This is a genomic window from Candidatus Nitrososphaera gargensis Ga9.2 (genome assembly GCF_000303155.1).
In the GTDB taxonomy this organism is placed as follows: Archaea; Thermoproteota; Nitrososphaeria; order Nitrososphaerales; family Nitrososphaeraceae; genus Nitrososphaera; species Nitrososphaera gargensis.
In genome coordinates, this window is the sequence record NC_018719.1 from 296,481 (window position 1) to 314,326 (window position 17,846).

Genomic DNA, 17,846 nt, shown 5'->3' on the forward strand with positions numbered 1-17,846 from the left:
TGAGCAGCTTTTTAGTCGATTGTTGAAGGGCGTCCCTGGCAACAGCTAAAGCTGCCACCAGAGACGCATGGTTTGTGAGAACCCTGCCAATCCAGTGCGGTACATTTACCCAAGAACCTACCGACAAACATTTTTTGACACATGAGAGAGTACTTGGTAATGCAGTAAACGTACTGCTGCCAGTCTTCAGGCCAGCCGATTTCAGAAAAAGGCGGTATTCAGTAGTCGATATAGCAAATTCTGTGGTCTATGCCTGTACCGGTGGGACATCCATAACACAAGCCTGCTGTACTCTGGCCAGCACCCCGTCCAGGAGGGATGTCCAGTACCACGTGTCCAAGATTGACATTTCGTGGATTCAGTCGGCCGCCAACAGGCTGCTGCAGAAAAGGGTGGCGGAGACCCTGCACAATCGAGCTGTCGACATAGCCATCGACATGACAGACGTTCCCTACCACGGCGAGCCTGAGAATGAGGGGGATGTCAGACGCGGCAGGGCCAGGAGCGGCACGACCCACTTTTTCACGTACGCCAGCGCCTACGTGATGCTCCATGGAAGGAGGTTCACCTTGGCCACCAGGTACATCCGGGAGGGGGAAGCACTGGTTGGAGTAGTCAGGTACCTGCTTGCAGAGGTACAGAAGGCGAGCATCGTGATAAAATGCCTGTTCCTTGACAAGGGGTTCTTTACAGCAGCTGTAATGAGCTACCTCAATTCCATGCGTATCCCGTACATCATAGCCGCTTTTCCAAGAGGCAGGAAAGGCGGCACGTTATCCAGACTGACCCGGAAAAGAAGGGATAGTTTCGTCGTACCGGACTGCGAAATGACAGATTCTGCCACCGGCGAGAAATGCACATTCAGGCTGTATGCCGTTGCCAAATACCGGAAGAAAAGGTACAGGAAGAAACGCGGCGTCCAGTACATGTACTATGCCGCAGGCCTTGTCAATATCCCGGTAGGGCGGATGTTTGACGAGTACCGGAGGAGATTTGGCATAGAATCGTCATACAGGGCGATGGGAAAGAGCAGGGCCAGGACGTCATCCAGGAGTCCAGCACTGCGCTTCCTCTATGTTCTGGCATCGCTTGTTATACAGAATGAGTGGGTGTACATCAAGTGGCAGTACCTCAGCAAGGCGACGCGCGGAAGGTACGGGAGAAGATACGATGCAGAATTTACGTACTTTCATATGCTGCTTTTTCTGCGGCTGGGACTGGAGCAGAAATACGGCGCGGTGTACTCGGTACAGATCAAAAACAGCAGGTCAGTTATAATTGATGGTGGCTAATTGCCAGGTACTGATAATAGCATTTTGAATCTTTTCGACCGTCAGGTTGATCCCTTGGGCGCTTTTCAAGTTAGGCTCGCCAAGCTCTGCCAAGATCAAATTAGCGCAGCCAAACACGGTTCTAGCTTTACGAAGGTTTACAAAGCAGTGCGACACGCCATCCAAGTTTTCGCAAACAAACTTTACAATGGTTGACTTGCCCGATCCACTTCTCCCATAAACCGAGATAAAGGGCACAACAAACCCTTGCTTGTATGTTACTAGAAAGCCTACAAGCTCTTTCACCCGGTCACTCCTTCCAATTATTTTTGAAGGAAAAGTTAGTGTGTCTAGGTATACCTTCTTGACAAAGAGCGAATTCTCCTTTTCAACCTCGGAAACAATTCTATCGAGTTCGTTCTTGTCCATCTGGCACTTATATTTTCCACTGGAAACGCAGGCTCCGTTAACTTAACCGCCATCCCTGGCCAGGAATGTAATAAATCGCATTCTGTCTGCTCCCGCATGCAAATACAGCATGAATAACCTGAGCCAGTTCCACACATGCTGCCTGTTGCAATTCTCTTTCCTGCATGGAAAATGGTCATCAAAACACACTCAGTCCTGTCCTTGATATGCTGTACAAATCGTTCCATGATGTTCTTCAGCTCTGTGCCATATACATAATGGCGTAGCCTGAGCCACCTGCATGCGTCGTTGTACCATCTGGCACCATCTGTGAATATTGGCTTCCTTCCATACCTATTTTGCAACTGCTTGAAGAACCGGTAGCATACAAACAATGTTCTCTCACGGGACAGATGCATCATCAAACATGTGTTGATAGCAGGTTCATATGCAATCCACAACCAATAGTCAATACCATCTATCTGCAATAGCGTTTCGTCAACAAATATCGCCCCGACCAGCCGTCTGTCTGTCCGAAACCTGTCTGCAAGGCTGGAATATTTCTGAACCCATTTCCAAATCGATACATGACTGCGCTTCCTGATTGGCGATAGCGATCTGGCTGCCAGCCTAAAGCTCCTAGAATTAAAATACAAGTACATCCCATATCTGATTATATCTGGGTCTGTCCTCTTTCTCATATGGCAATGGAAAGCTAGGACGGTCCTAGCTATACAGATTACCCTAAGTTAACAGCGCCGAAACGCATATATAAATAATCTTTGTTGCCATGTTAATAATTTGATTTTCACTCAATAATAATTGCATTTTCTACAAAATTAATGCGGGGGGCCAACAATCCGCTTAAATATTAATTCTGAGCAATCATCTTGACTTTGAACCGCAAGTTCGCAGACAGGCCTCCCATGATAATAGTGCAGGGTTCGTGCATAGACTTTGAGAATGAGAGGCCTAAGATAATGGAGTTCATTGGCACGCTTGAATGGGGCGCCCATGAAAAGGGCAAGATCGAGTGCTCGTCAAGCGGCAAGGCTCTGGGCTGGGACTTTTTCCATATTTACTTTGACCCAGATTTCGTGGGAAAACTGCTTGATATATACCCGGACATACAAAAGCAGGAGGGCAACGATATTGAGCAGCGGTTCGTCCTCTGGCTCAGCAAGCAGATGAAGAAATCAAAGCTTGAATATTACTTGAAGCTGAGCGACGTGCCCCGCGAGACAGTGAGGGGCTTCCGCCTCAATCCCGATCACTACCGCGACGACAGTGAGCTTGAAAAGCTGCGCTGACATTTATAACCATCAACTCTAGATAGAGGCGTGCGGGAACCAGTAATAATATTCGACCTTGACGGCGTGCTCGTCAACTCCATGCCGACCCATGTTCAGGCGTGGAAGGCGGCCTTTGCAAAAATAACAGGGCTTGAAGTCTCTGAACGCGACATCTACCTCCTTGAAGGGATGCGCGGAATGGAGCTGGTAGAAAAAATATTTGAGCAAAAGAGATTTCCCGATCGTTCGCTTGTGCGCAGCGTGCATGATGAAAAGTCCAGAATATTCAAGTCGATCAGGAGCTCAGAGCCTTTTGAAGGCGTCAGGGAAATGATCGACGAGATCGAGTGTGCCAAGGCAGTGGTGAGTGGCTCGACCAGAAACGACGTTGAAACCATACTCGAAGAAGCGTTTGGCAAGGACAAGTTCGATGTCATAATAACCGCAGACGACATTGAAAAGGGCAAGCCTGATCCTTACGCATTCCTTGAAGCGCTCAGGCGCATGAAGGTCGGCAGCGCAAAAGACGCGGTGGTGGTTGAAAACGCGCCACTTGGCGCCATGGCAGCCAACAAGGCCGGCATCAGCTGCTACGTGGCGCTCAACAACACGCCGCTCAAGAGATCGGATTTTGCCGGCATCATATCTCAGGAAAGGATATTTGAGAAGACAAGCTTGCTGAGGACGGTGTTATGCAAATAATGAAGGTAATGATATTCTCCCACGAGTCCGACTTAGATGGTCTATATTCTGCAGCAATAGGGCTGTTGCGTTACCCGCAGGCGATGACTATTTTCCTAGGCTATGGCGTGGAGAATTTTCAAAAGCTTGGCAACTTTATCTATTCTGCGACCCACTATTCGCCAGAGCGTGGCCTGATAATCATATCAGACCTCGGGCTCAACGATGACCTGATTGAAACCTGCAGGCAGATATTTTCAGATGCAGTGCGAAACGGCTGGAAGATAATGTGGATCGACCACCACCATTGGTCACAACAGGCTATAGACGCGGTCAAGCCGCTTGTAGAAGTGGTGCTCGATACTTCAGGCACCAAGTGCGCATCCGATCTAATGTATGAAACCTTTCTGCCAGGCAGCGAGCTTGCGGCCAGGCTAGCAGGCATGGCCCATACTATGGACTTTTTCACAAAAGATCAATACCTGACGCCAATATCAGAGCTGATACGCTACTATCAGACATTCCCCAACTTTTATGATAGGCTGTCAGAGCTTGCGAGAAAGTCTGCAAAAGGGATACTTTGGGACGTGGAAATGCAGAGCGACTATAATGACTATGCGCGCCTGCGCGACGAAGCTAGGATTCAAGTCTTTGCCACGATACAGGTAAGGCCCGTTGGCAGGTTCAAGGTAGCATACGTGCAGTCTTCGCCCTATCTGCAGAACAGCCTCTTTTCTGAGGAAGTGTTTGCAAAGACGAATGCAGACCTTATCATGTTTTACAGCACAAAGGGCAAGGTGAGCATCAGGCGCAGCAACGACGCAATTTCATGCCGCGACGTGGCGGCGAACCTGCATGAAGGGGGCGGCCACGCCTACGCCGCCGGCGCTACCTTCAAGAGCGACCCGTCAGACGTTTCCGCGGTCATTTCAGAGCTTGAGGCAGCGGTTGCCAAGGCTGTTGCTAGTCAACTTTAAAAGAATACCTGCCGAAATAAGGGGCATGATAAAGGGCAAAGTCGCTATGGTTACCGGCGCCGGTGGCGGCGTGGGCAAAGCAATTTCAAAGAGGCTCGCTTCTGAAGGCTGCAAGGTTGTGCTCCTTGGCAGGGACAGGGCCAAGTTACAAAAGGCTGCATCTGAAATTGGCGACAAAAAGAACACGATGACCATAATAACGGACATCACCAAGGAGGCAGAAGTCCTTAGCGCAATAGATCAGACCATCAACTCATTTGACAAGATAGACATTCTGGTAAACAATGCCGGAATCATAAATGACCCCGTGCCGTTCCATGAAATGACGGATGACCAGTGGGACGACCTTATCAAGACCAACCTCATAGGCACGTTCCGGATGACAAAAGCTGTAATTCCAGTCATGATAAAAAACGGGGGCGGCAGCATTGTCAACATTTCGTCGGTGCTTGGCATCAGGTCGATACCAAATGTGCCGCTGTCAGTATACGGCGTGACCAAGGCCGGTGTGATAATGTTCACGCGCAGCATAGCAGTAGAATATGGGCAGTACAAGATCCGTTGCAACTGCATCGCGCCCTCCACGATAAGGAGCTCGATAATCGAACCCTACTTGCAGGACGAAGGTGCGAAAAAGTTGCTCGAGTCGACCTTCCCGCTACGCAAGATTGGCGAGCCAGAAGACATCGCCGGCGCAGTGGCGTACCTCTGCTCTGACGATTCAAAGTGGGTTACCGGCACAGTTATGATGATCGACGGCGGCATATCTGCAAAGCAGTAGTAGTAAAATAGGTGTGTAGATGTGACGCGGTCTCTACAGATGCTTTTTACCAGATATGCCAAAAAAGACATGACATGCCTATTTTGTTTTTGCCCATTTGGTGCTCTGTGCTATAATGGGCAACAACCCCACGATTAACAATCTCCGATGGTGAAATACATGCGTAGCCATCCAGATTAATCTTGGAAAATCAAAATAAGCCGAATCTGAATGTGCTTAAAACGTATATGGTGTTTTGTAAAAAGGACTCTTGTAGACGCACTCTAAAAACAGCAGCAATTGCCTTTACTGCGCTCTTGTTGCTGCTAGCAATTGGAGCTGTCGAAAAATTCGATGATGGCAACAACACGATGATGCTGGCTATCCCGGCAGCCTCTGCACAAATCCCTGTGCCAGAAGACGGCAGCCAGCAGAATACAAACGTCAGCAGCGTTCAAAATACATCATCATCTAGCCTTGTGCTCAGAGGACTCATTGGAAGCACGATATCGACGGGGCAAAATGCAAACGTTACTGGTAGTAGCATTATTACCGGCGCACAGCAGGCAAACCAGAGCGACTATGCCGTGGTCGGCCGGTGGCGGATGCTTGTCAATGAGAGCCTTGTGCAGAGATTTGCAGCAAACTTGACTGTAGCAAGAGTTGACGGAAGCGAATATCATAATAATATTATAATTGAGAGTATAGGGCGACCGTCCGAATTTGCAGGAAATGCTTCTAACATATTGACACAGATTTCCACAGATAGCAGTGTCCCCGGTGCGATTGCCCCGATCAGGTTAGAAATCAAAGATAGAGTTCTCGAGATAGCGGACATTAACATCGATGAAAATGCAATTGCAGGTGTAGAACAACAGAACATCTTGGGCATAATTGATGGGCAATCGATCTACGGCATAATCGAGTTCCAAGGAACAGGTTAGCTAGCCTAACAACATGTCTTTTTTTGAAATAACTGGTCTTGCAAAGCACTAGCCGGAAACCATTATGAGAATTGTTGTGCAATCAAGCTCCGGATGAAGGACAAGTCAAAGGGAAGCATTGACGCTGCAAAACATATGCCAAGGTACGATGCGGGGCGCATCAACCGCGCCGTTGAAAAGGCGAACAGAGACCCGGCCTTTATCGACTATGCGGTGGGCCAGCTTGGTGGTCTACAGTTTCCCGCGTTCAAGCACAAGATACTAGATCACGCCAGAAGCATCGGTGCCGATCAGGATGTTGTCGCACTCTTTGAAAGCCTCAACGGCTACATGGAGTTCCGCGACCAGTATCACCTACAAAAGGCGCTGCAAGAAAACGTCGCTGCCAAGAAAAAAGAGTTCCAGATAAGCGACGAGACAAGAGAAAACCCAAACGTCCGCACGCGCCTGACTACTGCTGACGCAAGCATCAAGGAGCGCGAGGCCGTAAACGAAAGCGAGGAGCGCACGGACTACCCCGAGGTCACGCCCACTGCGATGTCAAACTTTGTGTGCGATAGGTGCGGCAAGCAGTTCCAGAACCAACAGGACTTGGCTCGGCACCGGCAGTTTGAGAGCGGCGGCACTGTAACATAGAATGAAAAAATTATGATATATTGCTAAATTTTATGGTTTGAATAACCCTTAATACCTCCCATGTGCTGGTAAATGGCATGAAGAGGCTGGACCTTATCATCCCCCATGAGCGGCTTACAGATATTAACGAGCTTTTGCACAAGCACAAGGTCGGTGGCATGACCTTTTACGACATCAAGGGAAGAGGCAGGGCGAAGAGGGAGCCTGTTTCCGTCGGTAGAGGCGTCATGCGGTACGTACCAGAGTTTGGCTTTCGCACGAAAATCGAAGTGCTGGTGCCAGACGACAAGGCCAAGGCCATAATTGACGACGTATTGAAAGTGATAAGCACCGGCTCGGCATCTGACGGCAAGATCTTTGTCTACGATGTCGCAGAAGCATACGACATTGGAAGTAAGGAAAAAGGGGACGCAGCCCTCTAAAAGAAAGAAAGAGTATAATTTTTCTTATTTCTTCATTAGCAGAGTACTTTCCGAACGACAACGAACGCATTGTAAAAATCCAAAGGCGCGCCGCTTTAATACAAGAGAACTCAACAAGTAACTTATCGGTAGGAGGTAGTTATACCAACGAATTGGCTAATTTGACCCTAGTGGAAACTCCGGTCAATATTGACTGGGAGGCATCCAAAAGTACATAGAGGCGCAGCATCGCTAGAACTCTAGCAAGCAGATAATGAGGTACGCAAAAAAGTTCCATTACATCATATCAACACCTGAAGTACCACAGAAGATAAGCGAATTACAGCAGCGGTTCTGGTAACTTAAGTGGAGATCACCCGGATTTACTGCGCAAAATTATGCTCATCTCCCGCCAAGTACACGGTCAAGCATAAACAGCCCTTGATAAAGTGTCGATACAATAGGGTATATAGCCCTTGCAAAGACTTTGCTTCTTGTTTCTAGCCATAATATAGCCAAAGAACATTCACCAATAATATCAAGGAGTGAAGTTAGAAAGATAACAAGTTGTGGCTCTTAAGAAATCCGATTTACGCATAATAGTGTTGCGTTAAACGGCCTTCTATTCAGATATATCAATAACTCTGCTGCCAATATCATACATCGTGGCTCAACTGCTCATAGGCTGCTCTGGCTGGAACTATGGAGACTCTCTAGATAAAGGCGGGGTGGGTGGGGTCATTTTACCCTGATTCTCAGACAAAGCAGCTGCGCTACTACTCTGAGTTCTTTCCGACAGCCGAGCTTGATGCTACTTTTTTACGATAAATTCTATAGCTAGATGACAAAGGGAAAGTTCTACAGGATGACCAAAGCAACTCCGAACGATTTCCGCTTACCCCTATTATACTACCATTGGCGAGATATTGGTAGGTAACTTTAAGGGACTTCGCATGAAAAATCTCCTTCCCAAATCCTGTTCATGTCTTGCTAAGTTATCAAAACTGGTCCATGTATAACAAATAAACATCATATTATCCAATTCATGTTGCAGCATATGGCTAGCAGATACCCGGAGACCGGCACTATTACCAAGGTTGGCGAGATAATGACTGAACGGCTAGAGACAATTAACTTCCTCAATACTGCTCAAGAAGCTGCATTAAAGATGGCTGATAAAAATGTCAGCTCGCTTGCTGTGATAGATGATGATGGCAAGGCGGCAGGAATAGTAACTGAAAGGGATCTGGTGAGGCGAGTCTGTACAAAGAATACGCATAGCAGCATGATAACAATTCAAAACATAATATCGGTGCCAGTCAAAACAGTCTCCCCTGATACAGCTATAGACGAGGCTGCTGATATAATGGTTAGAAACAAGCTGCGGCATTTGATAGTTGCAGATGAAAACAATGCGCCGATAGGAATTGTTAGCGCAACGGATATTGTTGGTTTCATAAGAGAGAATAATGTGGCAAAGACTCAGGTGAGCAAAGAAATTTTAGAGGCATTGGAAAGAGAGGGAAGGTACTACTAGCATATCCAAAGGTACTACTCTATGTAACTGTAAAAAAGCATACAATACATACTGTCATTCAACATGTCTTCTTCAGATAGAGAGAAGCCTGAACAGATACCAAGCAGGGAGAACATAGAAGAAACAAAGGCAATGGTCAGCGAGCAGGCAGGAGTAGAGGGAGAGAGAAAAGAGGTGGATGTTAGAGACTATCCAAAGACTGCCGCAATAGGGCAGATTTTAAAAGACTTGGATTTTCCTGCAGATAAGAAAAGGATAGTAGAGTTTGCAGAGAAAGCAAGGCCACAGAGTGAAGAGATACTGTCGGATCTGAAAAGAATTGAGGATAGACAGTATGGGAGTGTTTCAGATGTCACAAAAGCGGCAGGACTTGTCAGGCAGTAGTAGATGTTGGTTGGTTGTCGTAGTCTAGATTCTAGATACTTACATTTATTCATATTTGCAGTAGACGCTGCTCTTCTCAGCGCTGGCCAGCGATATTCCTCTTAGCAGCTTCCTCATCTCCCTTATGCTCTCGCTCAGCATGCCGCCTTGCAGCATCAAGCATAATGAATTCTTTGGAACAGAATTTGCAAGTAAAAGTCCCTTCCACCACACTATTGTTACCACTGTCATTATCTCCTTTTGTAGATATGTATGCTGCAAGATATTGTGGCTCTCATGCAATATTAAAGCAAAAATGTACACAGCAAAGGCGCACCAGTATATACAGGATGCAAGAAATTCTTAGTCTCTAAAAGAGAGGTGGTCGTTTTTGGGACATTTGTTGAAAAATATTTCTCTTCCTGCTACAGTCCAGCATCTGTGCCTTTTTGTTCATTAGCTCCTGTTACTTTGACAGGCTCGGTAGGATCTTGTTTGTCGATGGGCTCTGGCGGTTGTGGCTGTTGCTCAATGTTGCTTTTTGCTGCCTTTTTAGACTCCTTAGCACGTCCTTCTGGTTGCTCAGTCATAGTCATACGCTATCACTACGCGGGTAGCAAAAGATATCAAAGTTGCAGACTCTAATTACTTAAAGACTTATTCTCTATTTTGTACAAGACTATGGATGCGTGCGTGTAAAAAATGATAGGTAAATGTGAGCAATGCGGAATGACAAATGTTGAGGTAAAGACAGTAAAGATTGGAGAGGAAGAGGGTGGCAAATTAAGGACATTATGCAATCAATGCAGGCCGGCAGGTGGAGCATATGCTTATTGACATATTTTTATGAGAACTTTGCAAACCTCTTGCGTTATTTGCGTACAAAATTTCGGCTATAGCATTATTCTATGGATGGAATAGATTAGTGTACAACAACTTGCAATTCTTTTTAGTGATTGTGCGCATGTTAAGCTATGTCTGTATCCACATCGGCAAGCGAAAAGCCTCTGCTTGAAGATTCAACTTATGATATCATACATCAACTTGAAAAGAAAGCAGACTTTCTGTACTCTATAGTTGAAAAATATGTACATGATGCAGAGAAAGATGGCAAGCCAGAGCTAGTAACATGGTTCTGGTAACTTAAGTGGAGATCACCCGGATTTACTGCGCAAAATTATGCTCATCTCCCGCCAAGTTACCGGTGTCCCAAACTCATTAGGACAAAGGGGCCAGTTAGGGCACGCCAAACCTCCTTCATCAATTGTTGAGCTTAGGTAGCGTCCCACAATCATTGCAGAGAAAACCAAAGCAATAGAGACGAAAGAAAGGATTATGATCGACTTTTTCAATCTTGGCTCTGTAGTATTTTGCAGAGTTATTCACTCGCTTTTCCTTTTCATCAACTTTAATATATTCGGCACCGACAAACAAGCTAATACTACAGTTTTAGCATCTTGTACCAAATCATCTATAAGACCATAAGCCATAAAATTTCTCCCGGCTTGCAGCTCTCGTTTCTCAACAGAAAGATGTGTTGGCTTTATTTTGTTGTTACTTCCTTTTTGCTAGCAGGAACATTTTCGCTCAATGCCTACGGGGCAGGAGGTCACGACCTTCCTCCCTCAAGCATAGGCGACAGGCAGGTCTTTCTCAGCTTTAGTGCACCGTCTATTGCTGACCCTTCAGATAGGATAGCGATGTCGTATTCATTTATGGACAAGGCCACGGGCAAGAACGTGCAGCATGTGACATACTTTCTTACAATATCAAATCCTCAGGGCAAGCAGACCTTCTCAGAGGTGCTTCACGGACACGATGGGACTGTAAATGTGCAGTTTAGACCCGGTGAAGGACAATACAAAGTGAACGCCAACTACGACAACCTTGCCGCTAGCTATGTTGCAGACCAGGCAGGCGTCATAACGGTTTCTGGACCTGTGTTTAACGAGCAGGGCAGCTACAAGGTAAACATAGAGGTAAATGGCATAGATTATGACAACACATTTCTGCCTGAGCCTATAAAATATGAATATCCACTCGTTGTTGCCGCAGCGCAAAAGTTCGCCGTTCCATATGTAGAAATGGCCTTCAATGTCAACGTGTCATCTCCATTACAGGTCGAAAATGTTGAATTCAAGCCTGAAAACAAGCAGCTTATGATTCAGTATTCTGGAGTAGAGTGGCAGCATTTTGACGACTTTCAAGTCTACGTCGAAATTCCAAGAGAAATGATGTCCGGTCCTTTTACAGCTATCTTTAATGGAATGGAGCTGATGGTCAGGGAAGAACAGAAGGACGGCAGAACAACAACTCTCATCCTCAATGGGACCCACCTTGACCTGATGCAAATGAACCAATCGGGCGACAGCATGGGCGGAATGGATATGGGAGAATCACAGCAACAAAATGCAATAGTGATAACGGCTACAAGTGTTGTGCCTGAATTTCCGCTGACCCTTCCTCTTGCTGCAGTCGCCATCGCATCGGCTATAGTGCTTGCAAGTAAATTCAAAGGTCGGCCTTCGTTTTAGCAATCTGTGCCGGAGAGCCCATTCGATACTTTGTCAGGATAGGACCTATACTACTAGCATACTCTGCCCATAAATAAAATAATGGCCATCAAGCTGGCATGTCAACTGCAACCCTTCAAAATACGAAATGGCAAAGCTGCATAGATGCCTGTATGAGATGCGCCGAAGCATGCGAGTTCTGCGCTACTTCTGACCTGCGAGAGCAAGATGTGAAAATGATGGCAACTTGCGCACAAATCAACCGAGAGTGCGCAGTTGTCTGCTGGACTTCTGCGTCACTTATGTCAATGGACAGCCAGTTTGCAAAGCAGTTTTGCAGACTGTGCGCCGATATCTGCGATGCTTGCGCTCAGGAATGCGATAGACACAATGTTGACCACTGCAAAAGGTGCGCTCAGGCTTGCCGAAGCTGTGCCGAAGAATGTAGAAGGATGGCTCGATAAGAGCCAATCCAAATTTTTTATCCTTCTAGACTACTACCTAACCTGCTGCCATTGCCGCCTCCTTTTGACTTGATACACTTGCTCTTTTGATAGCTGCCAATGCTAGAATAGCAGCCAACCCCGCGATAGCTGCAGCGCCTATGAACGCCAGATGGAAGCCACTGTTTAGCGCCTCAACCGATCCAATTCCATTATTTTCGGCTTGGAATGTCTGAGCGGAAGCAACTGCAACCATGATAGCCAACCCAAGTGCCGAGCCAATCTGGTAGCTCGTGTTCACAATCCCGGATGCCAGCCCTGACTCCTCCTTCCTTGCATGAGATACCGCAGCGGTTAGCACTGGGATGTATGCCAGAGACATCCCCGCTGCAGCAACTAGCGAAGCTAGAAGCACATGCGTCACGAAAGTGGTGCTGCTAGACGGCGTTGCCGCGAAGAGGAGCATTGCAACTGCCAACAGCCCTAGACCTGCAACCATGCTGGTTTTTACACTAAGACGGCTGATGAGACGCGAGGAAGCACCTATCATCAGGATCATGATTGCGGCAGTCATTGGCAAAAGCGCAAGTCCACTCTCAAATGCGCCGTACCCTTGTATCTGCTGCAGAGATTCAGGAAGAACCACATGGGTATCCATACAGCTCCAAGCAGTGTCATCACTATATTGCTTGCCAGCAGGTTGTGAACTCTGAATATTTGCAGGGGCACCGGTAACTTGGCGGGAGATGAGCATAATTTTGCGCAGTAAATCCGGGTGATCTCCACTTAAGTTACCAGAACCGGAGTTATTGTAGCCCACCTATTATTGGCCGGACAAACCATACGGCTGCATGGCCCCTGACTGTCTCTCCACTCAGGTCACAACAGAACTTGGACACAACAGTGCAAAAATATCCTAATAAATCGATAGTCCCAGTCGGTAACTGTTAGATTGGTATCAAGAACAGTCACCGACTAAGTCTATTCTGGATGTCATAGAATCCTTTCATCTCTTCTCACTAAAAACATGACAGTTATTTTACCGGACAATGCTATATAGACAATATCTTGACTATAAACAGGACAATAGCTGCCATGAATATTGCTCCTGCCACCAAAGCCAACCGTGGAAATTTAATCACTTGCTATTCACCAATTCATATCTTGGCCGTGACGGCCGTCCCTCTTCGCCCTATATCTTGAACAGATGATGCCTTCGCACACCAATTTTATTCAGCTGTATCCAGCCGAGATTATCATCTTCTATGAGGGTGACAAAATGCTTTTGGTACAATCTACTAAATTCAGAACCAACGTCAGTTCAAGCTCGTGATGATCATGTATCCGTAGCCAGACAACAGAGCGCCTACAATCACCCATCCCACCATTGCATATCTTCTAGTATCAATTAGACACGCTACACACACCATTAGTTACTGCAACCATATTTTTAAGGTTGACAACTTTTCTCAGATGATACTATACTCACACTAGATCTTAGTTCTTGCTCGATGCTCCAGTTCCCTCTTTTGTACCATTTCTGTTACTACCATCATTCATGAACAAGGCCAGCAAGGTGAAGGGAATAGATACTATCCCGCTTATCATTAATAAAATATGAACAGATGTCTCATCGTATGGAAAGCCGAACAACGGAAGGAACGGTATCGGAAACATCACGACTATCCAGATTCCCACTACCACGGCAAGCATCTTCCACCTTTGCTTAAGCCTTGCTCTGATAGTCGCCATTCATCTATGCATAGGTTAGGGCTCTGACGTAAATTGGCCTTTTGGTACGATTAACTAAAGTCTTGCCCGTTAACTAATTAACTGGCATTATGACGTCGATCCATGGTCTCTCGCTTTGCCTTTCGAGGACAGCACCAAGGACAGAGTGTACAGCTTTATTGCGAGCAATCCAGGCTCTTACTTCAGAGAAATTCTGCGGTCGTTGGAGATAGGCACAGGCAACCTCCAGTATGCAATCGAGCTGCTTGAACGTGAGGGAAAAATAACTGCGATTCGGGTCGGTGCTTACAAGCACTTCTATCCATCTGATGTTGATGAGGAAAAGAAGAAGATCCTTGGCATTCTGTCACAGGAATCTCCAAGAGAAATACTGCTGTTTCTCTCAAGAAAACCCGGTGCTTGCCAGACAGAGGTTGCCAGAGAGATAAAATGCTCTTCGCCTACGGCGCGGTGGTATCTTGTCAGACTTGAGTCCCTTGGATTGATTTGGAGCAGAAAACAAGGAGTGGAGGTAAAGTATTATGCAAATACCTCTATTCCTGAGCTGGCAAATCTCCTGAAGGCATACCGTCCTAGTATCTGGAGCAAGTACGCTGACAGAATGGCCGACATGCTCAGAACTTTCGATGCTGAAGGAGATGAAAAGCGATAGATGCAAATTTTCAGCATTTTTGATATATTTGCGCAGAGTCACCATGGATTTTGGTGGGAGGTGTTCAGCCTAGGAAGCGCAGGACTTGCAGTAATATTGCTTGCTATAGCGATATTCGCATACAAGCGGCACAAGCTTGTACGGCTTGTACCTCTCTCAGCAGCATTTGGCCTGTTCATATTGAGGGTTGGCTTGCTTCATCTGGATAGCCTTTACCCGATGTTGGAATCAGAGCTGCAAGTTGCATCCGTCGCTACTGACTTTGGAATGCTATCGATGCTATTTCTAGCTGTAATTAGGAAGTAGACAAAAAGTATCTTGTACCAACAGATTTTATAGTATTACTGATATATGAATACAAAATATAGACATGGTTCAAGCATCCTTTTTCTTCATTGTTGGTGGGCTGATTCTTCTCGTATTGCTTTTCTTGTTTTACATTTTCCCATACCATCATCTGCTCAGCATTCTCAAGTGAAAGTGAAAGATCAGACTTGAAGGATCCTATTAGGGGATTCTGCTCGGTTTTCAAGTAACATATAGACAATCCTTTTTGCCTCTGCCTTAGCTCCTCCTTTGCACCGCTAATCATATTGTGATCTTTGCTGTATCATGTGGCTTGATTCTGTCCCAAAACGCTCCCAAAATTAGACCAAGCAAGCCCCAGAATATGCTCATCGTGAACCTGCTAGCGAGCCTAAAACCGATTACCAAGTCCATCGGTGCAGTTATTTCGTCTGGGTTTGATGGCATTGCCACAAATGCCGTAATCAAAAACATCACAGTTGGCAAATCCCCCATGACATAAAGATATCAGACGACCAGCAGACTGTGTATACCACGGATATTGATTCAGGAACTGTTTCAATTATCAATGCCACAAACAACATGCTTATCAGACAGATAGATACAGGTGAGAGGGCAGTTCATGGAATCGCTATTTTCAACGATATGCTTTACGTGGGGATGTCTATGGCGGAAAGGTGCTAGTCATAAAAGACAATGAAATAAAAGAGGAGATCCAAGTTGGCTCCGGTCCAGAATATACGGAGGTAAGCCCAGACGGAAGATACCTTTATGTTGCAAACCTATGGAGTCCTATCCCAGTAGTTGATCTTCGGAATAAGACTGCGATAAAAGAGATTGACTCAGGCGAGACTCCGCATGGGCTTTCATTCACAGACGATGAGTTAAGGCTCTTCATAGTCAACATGGAAAGCGATATCCTGTCAGTGATTGATGTTACAAAGCACGAAATAATCAAGACAATTCCCGTAGGCGACAGGCCTGAATATGTTGCACTTACTCCAGACGAAAGGTTTGCGTTCGTCACCAATTTGGGCGCTGGCACAGTTTCCGTGGTTGATGCAGACAGTCTCGAAGTTGTAAAGGAGATACAAGGGGTAGGCGATGGTTCGCATGGCATAGCATTCAGTGCAGATGGCGACTTGGCTTACATAAGTAATATGTTTCAGACCATCCTGCCAAGTTTGTACTTGAAGTAAACACTGGCTTCGTTGAAAAGAATGGCATAAGCATCGGTGACCGCCTGAGTCTAGACAGAGACAGTCATGGGCCAAATGACTTGGACGAGAGGCCCTTGGACGGCTCTGCTGATGCTGTAGCCGTTGCAAGGAGCTTTTTGCTTGCTAAGCTGCCAGAGCTTGGAATCCACATAAACGACGAGCTAGATTTGCACACGGATATGGTAGTTGCCGAAACTGAAAGTGAATATCGTGTTGACTTTGGGCTAACGGATTCAGAAGGAAGATCGCACGAAGGATACGCTGAAGTTGCAAACGGCGAAGTCGTATTTGCAGTAATTGACGGCAGAACAATTCATTCAAGCTATTAACGACTGTTTTTCTAAACAACTTTCCCACGTTTCATGGCATATCATTCTATTTTACAATCCTGTCTCCTATCGTTATATCAGAGAAAGTCCATCAGAGTAGTATGGCAACGGATCCTGTGTGCGGCATGGAAGTTGACGAGAAAAAAGCTCCAAAGGAAACCTACCAGGGCAAGGATTATTACTTTTGCTGTCCGAGCTGCCAGTGGGCTTTTCAAACCAACCCATTCCAGTTCGCAAAATAGCTGTTTGTAATGCGTTCCGACAGGCAAGAATGTTCGCAATTTGAAACTTATTTAATTCATATTGAGGAGTGGTGAGGCGATCCATGCAGCAAAAGAACCTGACGCCAGAGCAAGCAAAGGTCAGGACTGCGATAATCATTGTATTGTTTGTCCTGTTCTCTGCAATAGTCCTCTCACTGTTTAGCATTTTTTTAGGTGGCTTTTCGCCAAGCCTTGCCCTTTCTTATGCAGCTGGCATATCGATGATATTTTTGCCATGCACCTTGCCTTTGGTATTCATAATCGTTCCATTAGCAATGGGCAAAGAACCGAAGAAAGGGATGGCAATGGCCGGGCTCTTTGGCCTAGGACTGACTATCACCATCGGCATTTATGGAATTGCAATTGGCGCAGCGGGCCAGTACATTGGAATGAACAATGTGATAAGAATAGCCTTCCTTGTAGCCGGCGCAGCAGCGCTGGTCTTTGCATGGAGCGAGCTGCGAGTCATAAAATTCAGCATGCCGGATATTGGAGTTAGAATTCCAGAGGGAATCCAAAAGAGGGGCGACTATATCAAATCGTTCTTTATGGGCCTACTTCTTGGTAATGCAGGCGTAGGCTGCCCAAATCCTGCGTTCTATGTGCTGATAGCATACATAGCAAGCCTTGGTAGCCTGTCCGCAGGAGCAGCACTTGGTCTCATACACGGGCTTGGGCGAGCCACTCCTCTCATTTTCATTGCTCTGCTAGCCATTCTGGGAGTTAATCCAACACAGGCTATCGTAAAGAGAAAAGTGAGTATCAACAGATGGATGGGCTGGGGCTTGCTGCTTGTCGGAGGAATCATCTTCAACTATGGAGTATTTGGAATGGCTTGGTGGGAGTCATCTATCATTCACTTTGGGTGGAATGAATTGGTAAGAGCAATACTTGGAGAAAATGTTGCCGAGCAGGAATCTTTGGAAGAACTGGTAGCAGAAGCAGCGCCGCCTACTGACAACCCGTGGCTACTCTATGGCCCTTGGGTCCTTCTAGGAGCAATAGTTGCTGCAACTCAATTTGTAGTCTACAAGAGAAGGACATGGGGCGAGAGCATGGAAACCCACAAAGACCAACAAAAGGAGGCAAGGCAGTGAT

27 protein-coding genes are annotated in these 17,846 nt (G+C 46.4%); 19 read left to right on the forward strand and 8 right to left on the reverse strand.

The window, feature by feature from the left end; translation table 11 throughout:
• Window positions 1-74 precede the first annotated feature (74 nt).
• On the forward strand, window positions 75-1,292 hold the full coding sequence (locus tag NGAR_RS01810) for a hypothetical protein (RefSeq protein WP_015017779.1): 1,218 nt from the start codon (window positions 75-77) through the stop codon (window positions 1,290-1,292).
• On the opposite strand, the gene NGAR_RS01815 is transcribed toward NGAR_RS01810, so the two are convergent.
• Both NGAR_RS01815 and NGAR_RS19185 read right to left on the reverse strand, forming a co-directional pair.
• The gene (locus NGAR_RS01815; protein ID WP_148680815.1) at window positions 1,269-1,700 is read right to left on the reverse strand and encodes a Cdc6/Cdc18 family protein; all 432 of its coding nucleotides are present in this window, start codon (window positions 1,698-1,700) and stop codon (window positions 1,269-1,271) included. The two genes, NGAR_RS01810 and NGAR_RS01815, sit on opposite strands and share 24 nt — an antisense overlap.
• Window positions 1,622-2,380, reverse strand: a complete 759-nt coding sequence (locus NGAR_RS19185; RefSeq protein ID WP_015017888.1) for a DDE-type integrase/transposase/recombinase — start codon at window positions 2,378-2,380, stop codon at window positions 1,622-1,624. Before NGAR_RS19185 ends, NGAR_RS01815 begins: the two co-directional genes overlap by 79 nt.
• A gap of 195 nt (window positions 2,381-2,575) precedes the next feature.
• Between NGAR_RS19185 and NGAR_RS01825 the strand changes: the two genes are divergently transcribed.
• From NGAR_RS01825 to NGAR_RS01865, 9 genes are all read left to right on the forward strand, one after another.
• On the forward strand, window positions 2,576-2,989 hold the full coding sequence (locus tag NGAR_RS01825; RefSeq protein WP_148680816.1) for a hypothetical protein: 414 nt from the start codon (window positions 2,576-2,578) through the stop codon (window positions 2,987-2,989).
• A gap of 30 nt (window positions 2,990-3,019) precedes the next feature.
• Window positions 3,020-3,673 (forward strand): HAD family hydrolase, encoded by a 654-nt coding sequence (locus tag NGAR_RS01830; RefSeq protein WP_015017890.1) that lies wholly within the window; start codon window positions 3,020-3,022, stop codon window positions 3,671-3,673.
• A complete protein-coding gene (locus NGAR_RS01835) occupies window positions 3,664-4,629 on the forward strand; it encodes a DHH family phosphoesterase (RefSeq protein WP_015017891.1) in 966 nt (321 codons plus the stop codon). The genes NGAR_RS01830 and NGAR_RS01835 overlap by 10 nt, the downstream gene beginning before the upstream one ends.
• On the forward strand, window positions 4,613-5,410 hold the full coding sequence (locus NGAR_RS01840; RefSeq protein WP_228369251.1) for an SDR family NAD(P)-dependent oxidoreductase: 798 nt from the start codon (window positions 4,613-4,615) through the stop codon (window positions 5,408-5,410). The genes NGAR_RS01835 and NGAR_RS01840 overlap by 17 nt, the downstream gene beginning before the upstream one ends.
• Before the next feature lie 299 nt (window positions 5,411-5,709).
• Window positions 5,710-6,333 carry a lipocalin gene (locus NGAR_RS01845; protein ID WP_228369252.1) on the forward strand — a complete coding sequence of 208 codons (624 nt, stop codon included), beginning with the start codon at window positions 5,710-5,712 and terminating at the stop codon, window positions 6,331-6,333.
• Window positions 6,334-6,426: 93 nt separating this feature from the next.
• Complete coding sequence (locus NGAR_RS01850; protein ID WP_015017894.1) at window positions 6,427-6,969, forward strand: DUF2795 domain-containing protein; 543 nt, start codon at window positions 6,427-6,429, stop codon at window positions 6,967-6,969.
• A 77-nt stretch (window positions 6,970-7,046) separates the two neighbouring features.
• On the forward strand, window positions 7,047-7,391 hold the full coding sequence (locus NGAR_RS01855; protein ID WP_148680817.1) for a P-II family nitrogen regulator: 345 nt from the start codon (window positions 7,047-7,049) through the stop codon (window positions 7,389-7,391).
• A gap of 1,036 nt (window positions 7,392-8,427) precedes the next feature.
• Complete coding sequence (locus NGAR_RS01860) at window positions 8,428-8,907, forward strand: CBS domain-containing protein (protein WP_148680818.1); 480 nt, start codon at window positions 8,428-8,430, stop codon at window positions 8,905-8,907.
• A gap of 63 nt (window positions 8,908-8,970) precedes the next feature.
• Window positions 8,971-9,291: a DUF2795 domain-containing protein gene (locus tag NGAR_RS01865; protein WP_015017897.1), complete on the forward strand. Its 321-nt coding sequence runs from the start codon at window positions 8,971-8,973 to the stop codon at window positions 9,289-9,291.
• A gap of 45 nt (window positions 9,292-9,336) precedes the next feature.
• On the opposite strand, the gene NGAR_RS01870 is transcribed toward NGAR_RS01865, so the two are convergent.
• Together NGAR_RS01870 and NGAR_RS17045 are read right to left on the reverse strand one after the other, a co-directional pair.
• Window positions 9,337-9,552, reverse strand: coding sequence for a hypothetical protein (locus NGAR_RS01870; protein WP_148680819.1), 216 nt, complete (start codon window positions 9,550-9,552; stop codon window positions 9,337-9,339).
• A 143-nt stretch (window positions 9,553-9,695) separates the two neighbouring features.
• Window positions 9,696-9,860, reverse strand: a complete 165-nt coding sequence (locus NGAR_RS17045; protein ID WP_187147616.1) for a hypothetical protein — start codon at window positions 9,858-9,860, stop codon at window positions 9,696-9,698.
• Window positions 9,861-10,244: 384 nt separating this feature from the next.
• Between NGAR_RS17045 and NGAR_RS17050 the strand changes: the two genes are divergently transcribed.
• The 3 genes from NGAR_RS17050 to NGAR_RS19190 all read left to right on the forward strand — a co-directional run bounded on the left by NGAR_RS17050 (window position 10,245) and on the right by NGAR_RS19190 (window position 12,247).
• Window positions 10,245-10,412: a hypothetical protein gene (locus tag NGAR_RS17050; RefSeq protein WP_015017899.1), complete on the forward strand. Its 168-nt coding sequence runs from the start codon at window positions 10,245-10,247 to the stop codon at window positions 10,410-10,412.
• Between the two features lie 423 nt (window positions 10,413-10,835).
• The gene (locus NGAR_RS01875; RefSeq protein ID WP_148680820.1) at window positions 10,836-11,804 is read left to right on the forward strand and encodes a hypothetical protein; all 969 of its coding nucleotides are present in this window, start codon (window positions 10,836-10,838) and stop codon (window positions 11,802-11,804) included.
• Between the two features lie 98 nt (window positions 11,805-11,902).
• Complete coding sequence (locus NGAR_RS19190; protein ID WP_015017902.1) at window positions 11,903-12,247, forward strand: four-helix bundle copper-binding protein; 345 nt, start codon at window positions 11,903-11,905, stop codon at window positions 12,245-12,247.
• Between the two features lie 37 nt (window positions 12,248-12,284).
• On the opposite strand, the gene NGAR_RS01885 is transcribed toward NGAR_RS19190, so the two are convergent.
• Both NGAR_RS01885 and NGAR_RS01890 read right to left on the reverse strand, forming a co-directional pair.
• Window positions 12,285-12,872: an MFS transporter gene (locus NGAR_RS01885; RefSeq protein ID WP_187147617.1), complete on the reverse strand. Its 588-nt coding sequence runs from the start codon at window positions 12,870-12,872 to the stop codon at window positions 12,285-12,287.
• 851 nt (window positions 12,873-13,723) lie between these two features.
• Window positions 13,724-13,978, reverse strand: a complete 255-nt coding sequence (locus tag NGAR_RS01890) for a hypothetical protein (protein WP_015017905.1) — start codon at window positions 13,976-13,978, stop codon at window positions 13,724-13,726.
• 115 nt (window positions 13,979-14,093) lie between these two features.
• On the opposite strand from NGAR_RS01890, the gene NGAR_RS01895 reads away from it, so the two are divergent.
• Together NGAR_RS01895 and NGAR_RS01900 are read left to right on the forward strand one after the other, a co-directional pair.
• Entirely contained in the window at window positions 14,094-14,630 is a 537-nt protein-coding gene (locus tag NGAR_RS01895) for a winged helix-turn-helix transcriptional regulator (RefSeq protein ID WP_015017906.1), read from the forward strand.
• The gene (locus tag NGAR_RS01900) at window positions 14,631-14,936 is read left to right on the forward strand and encodes a hypothetical protein (RefSeq protein ID WP_015017907.1); all 306 of its coding nucleotides are present in this window, start codon (window positions 14,631-14,633) and stop codon (window positions 14,934-14,936) included. It begins immediately after the preceding gene.
• Here the strand turns inward: NGAR_RS01900 and NGAR_RS01905 are convergent.
• Both NGAR_RS01905 and NGAR_RS01910 read right to left on the reverse strand, forming a co-directional pair.
• The gene (locus NGAR_RS01905) at window positions 14,926-15,222 is read right to left on the reverse strand and encodes a hypothetical protein (RefSeq protein WP_015017908.1); all 297 of its coding nucleotides are present in this window, start codon (window positions 15,220-15,222) and stop codon (window positions 14,926-14,928) included. The two genes, NGAR_RS01900 and NGAR_RS01905, sit on opposite strands and share 11 nt — an antisense overlap.
• Complete coding sequence (locus tag NGAR_RS01910) at window positions 15,219-15,431, reverse strand: CbtA family protein (RefSeq protein ID WP_148680823.1); 213 nt, start codon at window positions 15,429-15,431, stop codon at window positions 15,219-15,221. The genes NGAR_RS01905 and NGAR_RS01910 overlap by 4 nt, the downstream gene beginning before the upstream one ends.
• Before the next feature lie 182 nt (window positions 15,432-15,613).
• Between NGAR_RS01910 and NGAR_RS01915 the strand changes: the two genes are divergently transcribed.
• From NGAR_RS01915 to NGAR_RS01930, 4 genes are all read left to right on the forward strand, one after another.
• Window positions 15,614-16,135 carry a YncE family protein gene (locus NGAR_RS01915; protein WP_015017911.1) on the forward strand — a complete coding sequence of 174 codons (522 nt, stop codon included), beginning with the start codon at window positions 15,614-15,616 and terminating at the stop codon, window positions 16,133-16,135.
• Between the two features lie 80 nt (window positions 16,136-16,215).
• Window positions 16,216-16,485 (forward strand): hypothetical protein, encoded by a 270-nt coding sequence (locus tag NGAR_RS01920; RefSeq protein WP_015017912.1) that lies wholly within the window; start codon window positions 16,216-16,218, stop codon window positions 16,483-16,485.
• A 101-nt stretch (window positions 16,486-16,586) separates the two neighbouring features.
• Window positions 16,587-16,727, forward strand: coding sequence for a YHS domain-containing protein (locus NGAR_RS01925; protein WP_015017913.1), 141 nt, complete (start codon window positions 16,587-16,589; stop codon window positions 16,725-16,727).
• 83 nt (window positions 16,728-16,810) lie between these two features.
• Window positions 16,811-17,845: a cytochrome c biogenesis CcdA family protein gene (locus NGAR_RS01930; RefSeq protein WP_015017914.1), complete on the forward strand. Its 1,035-nt coding sequence runs from the start codon at window positions 16,811-16,813 to the stop codon at window positions 17,843-17,845.
• Window position 17,846 lies beyond the last annotated feature (1 nt).